The following is a 13,846-nucleotide window of genomic DNA, read 5'->3' on the forward strand; positions in this document are numbered from 1 at the left end:
TCATAGCTGGTGGATTTTTTCTGAATTTGACGAGCAATAAGAGAGACTCCCCAATCTAAGAGAAGTCTCAAAAGCAATATTTATTTCTCAGCAGGTCGTGTGACGAACATGGCATCTCCGAAACTGAAGAAGCGGTAGCGTTCTTGGACGGCGTGTTTATAGGCATCAAGGACGAATTCACGGCCAGCAAAGGCTGAAACCAACATCACCAAGGTTGATTTTGGAAGGTGGAAGTTGGTTGAGAAGGCATCTACGACTGTGAATTGGTAGCCTGGTTTGATAAAGATATTGGTCCAACCTGAGTCGGCTTGGAGTTGACCATCGTATTTATTGCCGATTGTTTCCAGTGTTCGGATAGAGGTTGTTCCAACTGCAATGATGCGTCCTCCAGCGGCTTTGACACTATTGAGTGTATCGGCAGCTTCTTGGCTGAGAGTGTAAAACTCAGAGTGCATCTCATGTTCGTCGACATTATCGACAGAAACAGGTCGGAAGGTTCCCAGTCCAACGTGGAGGGTGAGGTAGACCAATTTTACGCCTTTAGCTTCAATCTTTTGAAGTAATTCAGGAGTGAAATGGAGGCCAGCTGTTGGAGCAGCGGCAGAGCCATTTTCCTTGGCGTAGACTGTTTGGTAACGGTCGCGGTCTTCCAATTTTTCATGGATATAAGGTGGCAATGGCATCTCGCCCAAGCTTTCCAAAACTTCAAGGAAGATACCGTCGTAGCTAAATTCTACGATTCGTCCACCATGATCCAGTTCCTCAGTAACAGTGGCTGTCAAGCGTCCATCACCAAAACTGACTTTAGCACCTACTTTAAGGCGTTTGGCTGGTTTGGCTAAAACTTCCCATTGATCCCCTTGGGTATTTTTCAAAAGGAGAAATTCCACATGGCCGTGGGTATCAGGCTTTTCACCATAGAGGCGGGCAGGAAGCACGCGCGTATTGTTCATGACCAAGGCATCGCCAGGGTTAAGCTGGTCAATGATGTGGTCGAAGTGGGTATCAGTCATTTCCTTGGTTACAGGATCAATGACCAAGAGTTTAGAGGCATCACGTTGTTCCAATGGGGTTTGGGCAATCAGTTCTTCTGGTAGTTCAAAATCAAAATCGTTTGTATTCATTTGTTTCCTCGTTTAAAAATTTTCAGCCTTTTTATTATAGCACGATATAGGGCGACCGTCATTAAAGGAGTTGAGTGAAAGCGCTTGACAAAAAGGTTAAAAAAAGAGATAATAAAGAAAATGGTATATACCAATATCGAGGTGAATAGAATGAAAAAGATTTTAGTTAAGAATCAAGTTGAGGGAGGCCAAGTTGCCTTTGATCTTCTTAAAGAGAGCCTTGTAGCAGGTGCTCAAACATTGGGCTTGGCGACAGGTAGTTCCCCTATCGCCCTTTACCAAGAGATGGTTGAAAGTGACGTGGATTTTTCGAAACTTTACAGCGTCAATTTGGATGAGTACGTCGGACTAGCACCAGACCATGAGCAGAGCTATCATGCCTTTATGAAGGCTCAACTCTTTGATGCCAAACCATTTAAGGAGAGCTTCTTGCCTGACGGTATGGCTGAGGATTTGGAGCAGGCGGCTAAGGATTACGATGACGTCTTGGCACAACATGCCATTGACCTGCAAATCCTAGGCATCGGAAGTAATGGGCACATTGGTTTTAATGAGCCAGGTACGCCTTTTGATAGTCAAACTCATGTGGTCGACTTGACTGACAGCACCATTGAAGCCAATAGCCGTTTCTTTGCCAGTCGTGACCAAGTCCCTACAAAGGCTATTTCAATGGGAATTGCTTCTATTATGGCTGCCAAGAAGATTATCTTGTTTGCCTATGGTGACAAGAAGGCAGATGCCATTTTCAAGATGGTCAAGGGTCCGGTGACAGAGGAAGTCCCAGCTAGTGTTTTGCAAAATCATCCAGATGTGACTCTCATCTTAGATGAGGCAGCTGCTGCGAAATTGTAATACTATCTTTTGAAAAACAATCTTACGAAACTCAGGTTGAGGCATCTGGTACTCAGCCTTTTTCTTTTGTGACAATTCTCCTCCAAACAAATCAATTGCCTAGTCCTCTTTGATAGCGCTATAATAGTTAAGTTGACTTTGACTATCAAACAACAGATATAGATATTTCATAAAGAAAGAGGACATACAATGGCAAAACCTATTCGAGTATTGCTTTATTATAAATACCTTCCCATCGAAAATGCTGAGCAATTTGCGGCTGATCACTTGGCTTTCTGTAAGTCAATCGGTTTGAAAGGACGTATCTTGGTCGCTGACGAGGGAATCAATGGAACGGTTTCTGGTGACTATGAAACCACTCAAAAATACATGGACTACGTTCACAGCCTTCCAGGGATGGAGGACCTCTGGTTCAAGATTGATGAGGAAGAAGAGCAAGCCTTCAAGAAGATGTTTGTTCGTTACAAGAAGGAAATCGTCCACCTTGGTTTAGAGGATGACAACTTTGATAGCGACATTAATCCACTTGAAACTACAGGTGCTTACTTGTCACCAAAAGAGTTTAAAGATGCTCTTTTAGATGAGGACACTGTTGTCCTCGATACACGTAACGACTATGAGTATGACCTTGGTCACTTCCGTGGAGCCATTCGTCCAGACATTCGCAATTTCCGTGAATTGCCACAATGGTTCCGTGACCATAAAGAAGAGTTCATGGACAAGCGCGTGGTTGTGTACTGTACGGGTGGAGTCCGCTGTGAGAAATTCTCAGGTTGGATGGTCCGTGAAGGCTACAAAGATGTTGGTCAATTGCACGGTGGTATCGCGACTTACGGAAAAGATCCAGAGGTTCAAGGGGAGCTTTGGGATGGTAAGATGTATGTCTTTGACGAACGTATTGCCGTTGACATCAACCATGTAGACCCTGTCGTTGTCGGTAAGGATTGGTTCGATGGGACGCCTTGCGAACGCTATGTCAACTGCGGTAACCCATTCTGTAATCGTCGTATCCTTGCTTCAGAGGAAAATGAAGACAAGTACCTTCGTGGCTGCTCACACGAATGCCGTGTTCACCCACGTAACCGTTATGTCACTGAAAATGGTTTGAGCCAAGAAGAAGTTGTTGCACGTCTTGCGGCAATTGGTGAAAGCTTGGATGTAACACCTGCCTAAGTTTAAGGAGTGAAGAAGCTGAGAGAAATCTCGGCTTTTTATTTTGCAATTTATTTCTAAAATAATGACATATATATATTGCAATTAGAAATATATAGTGTATAATTAAGATGAAAACAGATGGTGAATCTAGTCAATTTCGACGATAATATCAGATATGATGAAAAGGAGGGGCATGTGGCAAAGAATTTACGCTTAAAAGCAGCTCGAGCAGAGCATGATATGACCCAGGGTGACTTGGCAGAAGCTGTAGGTGCAACAAGACAAACCATAGGATTGATTGAAGCTGGAAAGTACAATCCCAGCCTAGCCTTATGCATTGCTATTTGCAAAACACTGGATAGGACTTTGGATCAACTGTTTTGGGAGATTTAGGAAGGAAGTAAAGATGATGAAATTTAAACTGTTTAATAATAAGGTTACAGATGAACGCGAAGAAGCTCTAAATAATAAAGTTGCTGCCGAATGTTTTTACATAATGATTGCAGGGACGCTTGTATGCTTATATTATGGCTCCCTCTTTAACAATGGTGTCATCTCTGCTGATTACTTACTTTATCCAATATTAATTGCATGGATTTGGTCTATTTATAGAGCTGAACGTCTTGCTGTAAATGCTTTTGGAGGTTCTGGTATGACAGTCTTAGGTTGTTTACTGGTGACTGGGCTTTTCACCCTTTTTATTATGATACGTAACTATCAGTACAACCACAATGTCTATCATAATAATTCCTTGGATCCTAGATATCTCATGACTTGGGTATTTACTTATATTCTGTATGCTCCCTTTGTCTTTTTTATGAATTGGGCTCTTACTGCACTGGGAAGATATGAGAGAAGACGTCTCGAAAAACAGCTGGACGATTTGGAGAATGAAGAATAAATAGTGATAGAATCAGACCGTTCTTTTGGGTCTGATTTTATTATGTTATAATGGGTCCTAAAATTAAGGAGGTCACGTATGCTACTAACTGAATTTGATGCCAACCGACAGGCTATTATTAATCCACAAGACTTACACCAACCAATTGAAGGATTTCCCAAAGTAGTCATCTCTTGCTTTTCAAGGGTAACTTTTGCTCGCCTGCTTGAGAATTACGATCATGAGGTCATCGCAAGAACCTCTATGGCTAACTTTGAAGTCATTGTCTATGGGATTACGATTGGAGACCAACAGATTGGGGCCTTTAATGCGCCCGTTGGGGCAGCTTCCTGTGTAGGGATTATTGAGGATTTGATTCAATTTGGGATGGAAAAACTTGTTCTTTTTGGGACCTGTGGAGTTTTAGACCGTGATATCGAAGCAACCTCCATCATCATTCCAACAGCAGCTCTTCGTGACGAGGGGACTAGTTACCACTATCTTCCGGCTAGTGATGAAGTGGAAGTAAATAAGAAAACCCTTCCGCTCTTCCAAGCCTTTCTGGAAAGCCACAAGGTTTCCTATCAGTCAGGAAAAGTGTGGACGACAGATGCACCGTACCGGGAAACCATCGACAAGATGAAGCGACGAAAGGAAGCAGGAGCCATCTGTGTGGATATGGAATGTTCAGCAGTGGCAGCTTTAGCAGCTTATAGAGGCTTTGAGCTCTGCCATTTCTTCTACGCGGCAGACCACCTCTCTGAAGAAAAATGGGATATCCGAACCTTATCTAGTCATGAGGATTTGGATGAAAAGGACAAGGTAGCTTTATTAGCTTTGGAGTTTGCGTGTGACTGGAGTGAATCTTAAAAATTCTACTTTTTAGTTTTCTTATTTGTAATCATTCTAAATAACTGTTATAATATTTTTTAGAATGATTCTAAATAAGGAGTGAATAAATTGGAAGATAAGAATTTTGCAGAGCGTTTAAATATTTTGAGAGCTGGTGTTTTAGGTGCCAATGATGGAATCATTTCCATTGCAGGAGTGGTTATAGGTGTGGCCAGTGCGACATCAAACATCTGGTTTATTTTGATTTCTGCCTTATCAGCGATTTTTGCCGGTGCCTTTTCGATGGCCGGTGGCGAATATGTCAGTGTCTCAACACAAAAAGATACCGAAGAAGCTGCCATCGCTAAGGAACAAGCTCTCCTGGATCGCTCACCTGAAGCAGCTAGAGAGAGTTTGTACCAAACCTTCCTCAGTCAGGGGGATTGCGAAACAGCAGCCGAAGTCAAGGTCAATCAAGCCTTCAGTAAAAATCCTATTAAGGTCTTGGTTGAGGAAAAATATGGAGTGGACTTGGATGAAATTACCAATCCATGGCATGCTGCCGTATCTAGTTTCTTTGCTTTTTCGGTTGGTTCCTTGCCACCAGCACTAGCTATCATGCTTTTCCCAGAGCCTTACCGTATTCCTGTAACAGTGGTCGTGGTTGCACTGACTTTGCTCTTGACTGGCTATATTAGTGCCAAGCTCGGAAAAGCACCTATTAAACAAGCTATGTTGCGTAATTTGACAGTAGGACTCTTGACCATGCTTGTGACCTTCTTGGTTGGGCATATCTTCCATGTGAATGTGTAAGTGTTAATAATGGATAAGTCTACCATGTTAGGTGGGCTTTTTTAGTCTGCTAGACCAGGCTTATCCGTGGTACAATAGGGTTATGCGTTTAGATAAATTATTAGGACAGGCGGGCTATGGTTCTCGTAATCAAGTCAAGAAACTTATTCGTAGCCGTCAGGTATATGTGGATGGCATCTTGGCTGAACAAGATAATCTTAATGTGGATGCTAGTCTTCAAACCATCACGGTTTCTGGTAAGGAACTGGAGCATGCCCCAGAAGTCTACTATCTTATGAATAAGCCGTCAGGGGTGGTGTCAGCTCGAAAGGACAAGAAACACCAAACAGTCATTGATTTGATTAGACCTGAGGATCAGTGAGAAGGGCTTTATCCTGTTGGGCGATTGGATAGAGATACGGAAGGTTTGGTGCTGATTACTAACAATGGTCCCTTGGGATTTGCCATGCTTCACCCACGTTATCATGTGGCTAAGAGGTATTATGTAGAGGTCAATGATGTTCTTGGGCCTGCTGCACCTGAATTTTTTGAGTCAGGTGTTGTCTTTGAGGATGGTACTATTTGTCAATCAGCTCAGCTGGAAATTCTAAGTTCTGCAAGTGACAAGAGCTGTGCTCGAATTACGATTTCTGAAGGCAAGTTTCATCAAGTGAAAAAGATGTTTTTGGCTTATGGCGTCAAGGTGACCTATCTTAAGCGTATTTCTTTTGGAGAGTTTAAGCTTGATGAAGGGTTAGCAGTAGGATCCTACCGAGCATTAACGGAAGCGGAAAAAGCAATCTTACGTACTTATCTTGGCTAGCAGCCCTATGTGACTTAAAGTGCGATAGGAATTTTCAATCTCATGATAGGTTCCCTCTATCATGAGACTTAATACTGTAAGGCTCATAACGGCGGTCTTTTCTAGGGGTATAAGTAAAACTTATGACATTCCATAAGTTTTTTTAATTTCTCAAGCCTTGTTTCTGGTGGTATGATGGTATCAATTCGATTGAGAGCTGAAGTAAGTCAGGAGCAATGAGCAAGTCTAATCAGAGAGGGAGGTTCGTTATGACAGAAGCATTTTATAATCATTTAGCAAAGACACGTCATCAGATTCACCAACATCCAGAGGTTTCTGAGGAGGAGCATGAGACGACAGTCTTTTTGAAAGGTTATTTGAAAAATCTAGGTATTGAGCCTTTAAATTATCCCTTGAAGACGGGACTCATCGCTGAGATTGGGTCAGGTCATCCGATTATTGCTTTGCGTGCTGATATTGATGCCCTACCAATTAAGGAAAAGACAGGACTTCCTTATGCTAGCGACAATGGGGCCATGCATGCTTGTGGTCATGATTTTCACCAGACCTCTCTTCTCGGAGCTGCTCAGCTTTTAAAAGAAAGAGAAGCCGAGCTTAAGGGGACTGTTCGCTTGATTTTCCAACCGGCCGAGGAAAATTTCCAAGGGGCCTATCAGGTCATTGAAGCGGGTGGTCTTGACGGTGTGTCAGCTATCATCGGTTATCACAATAATCCTCACTTGAAACCTGGTCAGATTGGTCTTCGTTCGGGAGCTATCATGGCAGGTGTGGAGCAGTTTAGGGTTGATGTTAAGGGTGTTTCGTCCCATGCTGCTCGTCCTGATTTGGGTGTGGATACGGTCTTGGTCACTACGACAATCATCAACAATTTACAACAGATTGTTGCTCGTACGGTATCGCCCTTTGAATCAGCAGTATTGTCAGTTACTCATATCGAAGTTGGAAATACCTGGAATGTTCTTCCAGCAGCAGGCTTTTTTGAAGGAACAATTCGTACCTTTGAGCCTAAGGTTCGTGAAGATGTCATTGCCCGCTTTGAAAAAGTTGTTCAAACGACAGCGGATCAGTTTGGTGCTCAAGTTGACATTACTTGGGGTAATTCACCTTACGTGACCTACAATGACCAGTCACTCACACCACTCATCTTTGAAAATTCTAAAGCCTTCGCAGAAGTGATTGAAACGCTGCCATCAACAGGGGGCGAAGACTTTGCGGCCTATCAAAAGGAAATACCAGGAGTCTTTGCCTTTGTTGGCTCAAATGGTGAAGAAAATGCACCAGACTGGCACCATGATGATTTCCTTGTGAAAGATGAGGCCTTGCCAGTAGCTGTGAATTACTATGTGGAAAACGCCCTTTTCCTACTTGATTATTTTAAGGAGAAAGGCAAATGACCATTCCCTTAATCGGTATTACCAGTAATGAAAACCCTGTTAGAGAGTTGAGAGCTTCACTGACGCCCCATTTATAGGTGTTCAGTGGCATCCTGAGTTTCTCTTGGGACATAAGCTCTTAAAAGACCAAGGACTCTTTGATTATTTTGTTAAGAGTTTTAAATAAAGCTTAAGGACTTTAAATTGGTACTACTTTTGATATTGAAAAGGAGGACGTGCTTAAGGAGAAAAAATCTTTTGATCATTTAGTTTACACTTAAGAACCCAGCCGATTGGTTGGGTTCTTTTGTCGTATTTTAGAAGCAAGATTTCAGGCCTTAAAAAGGGAGGGAAGATTTTTCACTTGCTATTTTTGAGTTTTTTAGATAAAATGAAAGCGTTATCATTTCAAAAATAGATAGGGAGTGGTCAAGTCATCTTTTTGATGGTTGACCTTATAACTTCCGAATAAGGAGAAACGTATGTTAATTGGTATTCCAAAAGAAATCAAAAATAATGAAAACCGTGTGGCTCTAACGCCTGCTGGTGTCCAAAGTCTTGTGGCTAAGGGACATGTCGTGTTAATCGAAACAAATGCAGGCCTTGGCTCTGGTTTTGCGGATGCAGATTATGCCAATCAAGGTGCTAAAATCGTTGCAACTGCTGCAGAAGCATGGGCAGCTGAGCTTGTGGTTAAAGTTAAGGAGCCTCTTGCAGCAGAATATGGCTTCCTTCGTGAGGATCTTTTACTCTTTACCTACTTGCACATGGCAGCAGCTCCAGAATTGGCAGATGCTATGGTCAATGCTAAGACAACAGGTGTGGCCTATGAAACAGTACGTAGCCAAGAAGGTCACCTACCACTTTTGGTTCCAATGAGTGAAGTTGCAGGACGTATGGCCGTTCAAATCGGTGCTCACTTCTTGACCAAACAAGAGGGTGGCTCTGGCGTTCTCCTAGGTGGGGTACCTGGTGTTCCTAAAGGGAAAGTGACTATTATCGGTGGTGGTGTCGTAGGGACACATGCAGCCCGCATTGCCCTTGGACTTGGAGCTCAAGTGACTATCCTTGATATCAGTGCTAAACGTTTGTCTGTCCTTGAAGAGGTCTTTGGTAGCCAAATTCAAACACTTATGTCAAATCCGCTCAATATTGAAGCGAGTGTCCGAGATGCTGACGTGGTTATCGGTGCTGTTCTTATCCCAGGTGCTAAAGCACCGAAACTTGTTACTAACGATATGGTTAAACAAATGCGTCCAGGTTCAGTTATTGTTGACGTTGCCGTTGACCAAGGTGGGGTTGTTGAAACTGCGGATCGCGTGACCACTCACGATGAGCCCGTTTATGAAACACATGGTGTTCTTCACTATGCCGTTGCCAATATCCCAGGAGCTGTAGCACGTACATCAACTATTGCCCTTACCAATGTCACTTTGCCTTATATCGAAGCCCTTGCAGGAAAAGGATTCAGAAAAGCCATTAACGACGACGAAGGTCTGCGTCAAGGGGTTACAACCTACCAAGGTCATATTACTAGCAAACCGGTTGCAAAGGGCTTAGACAGAGAGTATACATCAATTGATGAATTGGCATAAATAGATTATTTAGCATAAACAAAGAGGAGTCGCACCATGATTTGGTTGACTCTTTTTTTGTGGTCTGAGACAAGAAATGCTACAAAGCCGAAACTGTTAGAATTTTTCTAATTTTGCTCTTATTTTATGCTATAATGAGTAGACATATTAAGGGCAGTAATGAGTATCTATAAGGTATTTTATTCATGTTTGCCATTAGGAGGTTTTATCGTGGCCAACCATATTCGTGTGATCACAGTAATTATTTTCTCTCAGCTTGTCGTTCTTTATTTTGGTTTTCGTATGGATGTCTCTTTGACCGAACTGCTAACTACAGTAGCTGTGGCATCTCTGGTTGAGATTATTTATCATGTGAAGTTTGTTCGTAAGATAGGAGCCAATATTTCTTTTGAGACTTTTTGGAAAAACTGTGACCAACTTTTTAGAAAAAATGCTGTGCTGTTGGCTATTTTACTTTGTGATCTGCTTATTTTTAAAGGTGGGGATTTCTTGGCCTTCATTCTTTGGCAAGTTACCTTTGTTGTCTTGGTAAGTATTATCATCATGGCATCAAATAATGCACCGAACGCATGATACTACTTAAATCTTACAATAGAAAGTGTGTAGATAATGTTTACCATTCAAAGAAATCATTTGTCGGACCCAGGTGTAGATTATGTCACTTTGGGTAAGGGAGACAAAACTCTTATTATCATTACGGGATTAAGTTTGCAACGATTAGGCGATATGTCCAACCTGACTATTTATTCACTATTTTATCGATACGCTAAGGAGTATACGGTCTATATTTTTGATAGAAAGGATCATATCGAAGAAGGCATTACTATTGAGAATATGGCGGATGACCTTTATCATTCTTTGGAAGTATTGCATATTGCTAATGCCTCTATCATAGGCATATCACAGGGAGGTATGATTGCTCAGCTATTTGCTATCAAGTATCCTCAAAAGGTGAAGAAGCTAGTATTAGCTCTGACACTTTCTCGCAATAATGCCGTCAGTAGAGAAACCATCGGAGGGTGGATAGAGATGACTGAAAATAACGATATGGACCAACTAAATAAGGATTCGATGAGTAAATCATTTTCGTCACCTGTTTTAAAGAAATTATATGTGATTAACAGATTATTTTTGAAGTCTGTAAGCAAGGAAAAACGCAATCGCTTTGTCTGTTTAGCCAAGTCTATTCTTGAGTTTGACTGCTATAAGTCGCTTGATAAAATCACTTGTCCGACCCTTGTTCTGGGAGCCAAAAACGATTTAGTTCTGGGTGTGGGTGGTGCAAGGGAACTTGCAAATAGCATTCCAAAAGCCTCCTATTATGAGTTTAGCAAACAGGGGCACGCGGCCTTTATTGAAAGTAATCAATTTAATAAAATGATATTAGAATTTCTGCGAAAGAATGCTTAGGCAGCAAACTCATAAAAATAAATCTAACCACTTACTCTCTCTAAAAAAATCAAAAAAAATAGTAAAAAAGTTATTTATTCATTTTAGGTTCATCTTTCTTAGCTAAAATAAAATCATCAAGAAGAACTTGATAAGTTAATCAAAAAGAAAGTTGGAATATATCATGAAAAAAACAATTAAACAAAAAACAGTTATTACACTTGCATCACTTGGTCTCGCATGTAGTTCAGTAGTAGTGTTTGCTAATACTACTAAAGCTACTAAAAGTACTGGGTCAACTACCCAATCAAGTTTGACGGTGGAACAGGCCAAAGAAAAAGCCCTCAATGAATCGAAAAGTGGTCAGGTAATTGGTTATGAGCAAGAGAATAAGTCTAGAAAAACTGTTTTTGAGATTACAATACTTGATGGTCAAAATGAGAAAGAATACAAAATTGATGGCCAGACAGGGGATGTCTTGAAGTCTAAAACGAAAGACTTGACCAAGGATAAGGATGATAAGCAATTGATTAATGCTAGTTATAAGATTGATTTAGCTGGTGCTGAAAGTCAGGTTAAATCTAAATATCCTAAGGCTACTATTGAAAAATTGCAATTAGATGTTGAGAATAATACACTTGTCTATGACGTTAGTCTAACTGAGGGCAAGAAAGAGATTGATCTTGAACTTGATGCTAATACAGGCCAAATTGTAGAAGAAGAGATTGAAACAGACAAAGGTTAATTTTAGTTATTAAAAATCTAAATCTCGACTAGTCCTTTACTAGCCGAGATTTTTCATACGAACATGATATAATATGGGATAAGAGAGTGAGAGTAGATATCTATGAAAATATTAGTAATTGAAGATGAAGTTGACTTAAACCGGAGCATAGTGAAATTATTAAAAACACAAAAATACAGTGTTGATTCGGCGTATGATGGTCAAGAGGCATTGGACTACATCAAAGTTTCACAGTATGATGTGATTATTTCAGATATTATGATGCCTAAATTAGATGGTTTGGGGGTATTGTCCTACTTGAGAAATCATCATATTAAGACACCGCTTTTGTTGTTAACGGCAAAAGATACACTAGAAGACAAGGTGACGGGTTTGGATGCTGGTGCAGATGACTATCTCGTAAAACCTTTTGAATTCGATGAATTGTTAGCTAGAATTCGTGTCATGCTTCGAAGAGATAATAGGGAAAATCTAACCAGTAGTGTGGTTTTTGGAGACTATTGTCTAGATTTTGTGAAAAAAACGTTGACTCAAAATGGCCAGCTGATTGACTTAACCTCTAAGGAATTTGAACTTCTTGAATGCCTGGTTAGACACCCGAATATTGTTTTAAGTCGGGAGCAAATTAGAGAGCATATTTGGGATTTTGATTATGTGGGAGAATCGAATATCATTGATGTGCTAGTCAAGAATATTCGAAAGAAATTGGGGAATCCGTCAATTATTCAGACAAAGAGGGGCATGGGCTATGTTTTCAAAAATGAAGAATCAGACTAAACAACCCTCTATAATTTCGAAGGTAACACTTTGGTATACAGTGTTTGTCTCCTTACTATTCATTGTCATGTTTGTAGCCTCTTTTATCATATCAGGAACTTGGTCTGACTATGAATCACGAAGTGAGTTGGAACAAGAAACGGTAGAATTGTCTACGGATCTTGATGATTTTGAGTCCTTTGATGATGGTATCTATTTTGCACTCTACAATCAAAATAAGGAGTTTGAAAAAGGGGCACTCCCAAGTGATTTTGATGCGAATGCTTCCTTTAAGTCTGGTAAATTATCTACCTATAGCAGTTCACAAATGAACTATTATTATTACGATGTTTATAATGCCAAGAAAGGAAAGTGGATTCGTGGTGTGCGAACCGCATCTGGACTGAGTAAGGAATTAACCTTGTTTTTAATTTCGATAGCTATTCTTGCTCCCATTTCAATTCTTGGTATGGCATGGGTAGGACGTCGAATTTTAAAACGTGCCTTTGTGCCAATTAAAGATGTGACTCAGATGGCGGAAGAGATTACAGAAAGTAGAGACTACACTAAACGTGTTTCCTCTTCTTATAAGCTGTCTTATGTTGAAACGACACGATTGACCAAAGTTTTTAATGACATGATATCATCGGTCCAGTCGACTTTTGAGAAAGAAAAGCGGTTTAATCAAAATGTTTCTCATGAACTTAGAACACCACTTTCTGTCATCTTGTCTGAAAGTGAGTTTGGTTCGAAATATGCTGATAGTCTGGAAGAATCCAAAGAATCCCATACTATCATAAAGCGTCAGGCGAAATTAATGAAAAATATGACGGAGCAAATTTTGGAGTTGTCTAAAACTCAGAAGCTTAATTGGAATGATTTAGAAAGATTATCGTTGTCAAGCCTGATATCAGAATATTGCCAGGCACAAGAAAGAAAGTGGGCAGAATCAGCTATTGATTTTAAAGTAGCTATTGAACCCAATTTATGGATAAAGGGTGAGAAGTTACTTGTCATCCGAATGCTCGATAATCTGCTGAGTAATGCTATGAAATTTACTCGTACTAGTATTTCCATTACTCTTGAAAGGGTGGACAATCAGGCTCTTTTAAAAGTGGCAGATGATGGTATTGGTATCTCAGAAGACCAGCTCAATAAAATCTGGGACCGTTTTTATCAGGTCGAAGATTCTCGAAACAAATCGCTCAATAGTGGTGTTGGGTTAGGTTTATCCTTTGTCAAAGATATTGCAGAGTTACACCGGGCAGAACTTGATATTCAGTCTAAAGAAGATGTCGGCAGTACGTTTATTATTTGTTTCCCTCTAAGTGATTAAGAATACTGGATGAGGCTTAAAAGTATTTATTTCTAGCTAAACTATATTGAAGTTTTGGGATCTAAAAAAGATTTGGTTCTGGGAGTGGATGGTGCAAGGGAACTTGTCGATGGAATCCCAAATGCTTCCTATTATGAATTTAGCAAACTGGGGCACGCGCCTTTATCGAAAGTAAACAATTTAATAAAATGATAT

14 protein-coding genes and 1 pseudogene are annotated in these 13,846 nt (G+C 40.6%); 14 read left to right on the forward strand and 1 reads right to left on the reverse strand.

Going from position 1 to position 13,846, the window contains the following annotated elements:
- Positions 1-80 precede the first annotated feature (80 nt).
- Positions 81-1,124 (reverse strand): tRNA preQ1(34) S-adenosylmethionine ribosyltransferase-isomerase QueA, encoded by a 1,044-nt coding sequence (gene queA, locus HMPREF3112_RS07950; protein ID WP_070439134.1) that lies wholly within the window; start codon positions 1,122-1,124, stop codon positions 81-83.
- 150 nt (positions 1,125-1,274) lie between these two features.
- Between queA and HMPREF3112_RS07955 the strand changes: the two genes are divergently transcribed.
- The 14 genes and pseudogenes from HMPREF3112_RS07955 to HMPREF3112_RS08020 all read left to right on the forward strand — a co-directional run bounded on the left by HMPREF3112_RS07955 (position 1,275) and on the right by HMPREF3112_RS08020 (position 13,651).
- Positions 1,275-1,976 (forward strand): glucosamine-6-phosphate deaminase, encoded by a 702-nt coding sequence (locus HMPREF3112_RS07955; RefSeq protein ID WP_022496435.1) that lies wholly within the window; start codon positions 1,275-1,277, stop codon positions 1,974-1,976.
- Positions 1,977-2,165: 189 nt separating this feature from the next.
- Complete coding sequence (locus HMPREF3112_RS07960; RefSeq protein ID WP_070439137.1) at positions 2,166-3,149, forward strand: oxygen-dependent tRNA uridine(34) hydroxylase TrhO; 984 nt, start codon at positions 2,166-2,168, stop codon at positions 3,147-3,149.
- A 177-nt stretch (positions 3,150-3,326) separates the two neighbouring features.
- The gene (locus tag HMPREF3112_RS07965; RefSeq protein ID WP_014621323.1) at positions 3,327-3,524 is read left to right on the forward strand and encodes a helix-turn-helix transcriptional regulator; all 198 of its coding nucleotides are present in this window, start codon (positions 3,327-3,329) and stop codon (positions 3,522-3,524) included.
- 13 nt (positions 3,525-3,537) lie between these two features.
- Positions 3,538-4,032 carry a DUF6773 family protein gene (locus tag HMPREF3112_RS07970; protein ID WP_070439140.1) on the forward strand — a complete coding sequence of 165 codons (495 nt, stop codon included), beginning with the start codon at positions 3,538-3,540 and terminating at the stop codon, positions 4,030-4,032.
- Between the two features lie 78 nt (positions 4,033-4,110).
- A complete protein-coding gene (locus HMPREF3112_RS07975; RefSeq protein ID WP_070439142.1) occupies positions 4,111-4,881 on the forward strand; it encodes a nucleoside phosphorylase in 771 nt (256 codons plus the stop codon).
- A gap of 90 nt (positions 4,882-4,971) precedes the next feature.
- Positions 4,972-5,655: a VIT1/CCC1 transporter family protein gene (locus HMPREF3112_RS07980; RefSeq protein WP_070439145.1), complete on the forward strand. Its 684-nt coding sequence runs from the start codon at positions 4,972-4,974 to the stop codon at positions 5,653-5,655.
- 82 nt (positions 5,656-5,737) lie between these two features.
- Positions 5,738-6,457, forward strand: a pseudogene (locus HMPREF3112_RS07985) (16S rRNA pseudouridine(516) synthase).
- Between the two features lie 248 nt (positions 6,458-6,705).
- A complete protein-coding gene (locus tag HMPREF3112_RS07990) occupies positions 6,706-7,851 on the forward strand; it encodes an amidohydrolase (protein WP_070439148.1) in 1,146 nt (381 codons plus the stop codon).
- Positions 7,852-8,312: 461 nt separating this feature from the next.
- Positions 8,313-9,425 (forward strand): alanine dehydrogenase, encoded by a 1,113-nt coding sequence (gene ald, locus HMPREF3112_RS07995; protein ID WP_037601550.1) that lies wholly within the window; start codon positions 8,313-8,315, stop codon positions 9,423-9,425.
- Positions 9,426-9,635: 210 nt separating this feature from the next.
- The gene (locus HMPREF3112_RS08000) at positions 9,636-9,998 is read left to right on the forward strand and encodes a hypothetical protein (RefSeq protein WP_225791443.1); all 363 of its coding nucleotides are present in this window, start codon (positions 9,636-9,638) and stop codon (positions 9,996-9,998) included.
- Positions 9,999-10,034: 36 nt separating this feature from the next.
- A complete protein-coding gene (locus tag HMPREF3112_RS08005; protein ID WP_070439151.1) occupies positions 10,035-10,835 on the forward strand; it encodes an alpha/beta fold hydrolase in 801 nt (266 codons plus the stop codon).
- Between the two features lie 163 nt (positions 10,836-10,998).
- Positions 10,999-11,559: a PepSY domain-containing protein gene (locus HMPREF3112_RS08010; protein ID WP_070439154.1), complete on the forward strand. Its 561-nt coding sequence runs from the start codon at positions 10,999-11,001 to the stop codon at positions 11,557-11,559.
- Between the two features lie 102 nt (positions 11,560-11,661).
- On the forward strand, positions 11,662-12,336 hold the full coding sequence (locus HMPREF3112_RS08015; protein ID WP_002890309.1) for a response regulator transcription factor: 675 nt from the start codon (positions 11,662-11,664) through the stop codon (positions 12,334-12,336).
- A 67-nt stretch (positions 12,337-12,403) separates the two neighbouring features.
- Positions 12,404-13,651, forward strand: coding sequence for a sensor histidine kinase (locus HMPREF3112_RS08020; protein WP_241525151.1), 1,248 nt, complete (start codon positions 12,404-12,406; stop codon positions 13,649-13,651).
- Positions 13,652-13,846 lie beyond the last annotated feature (195 nt).

The sequence above is a fragment of the Streptococcus sp. HMSC10E12 genome (assembly GCF_001807855.1).
Lineage (GTDB): Bacteria > Bacillota > Bacilli > Lactobacillales > Streptococcaceae > Streptococcus > Streptococcus salivarius.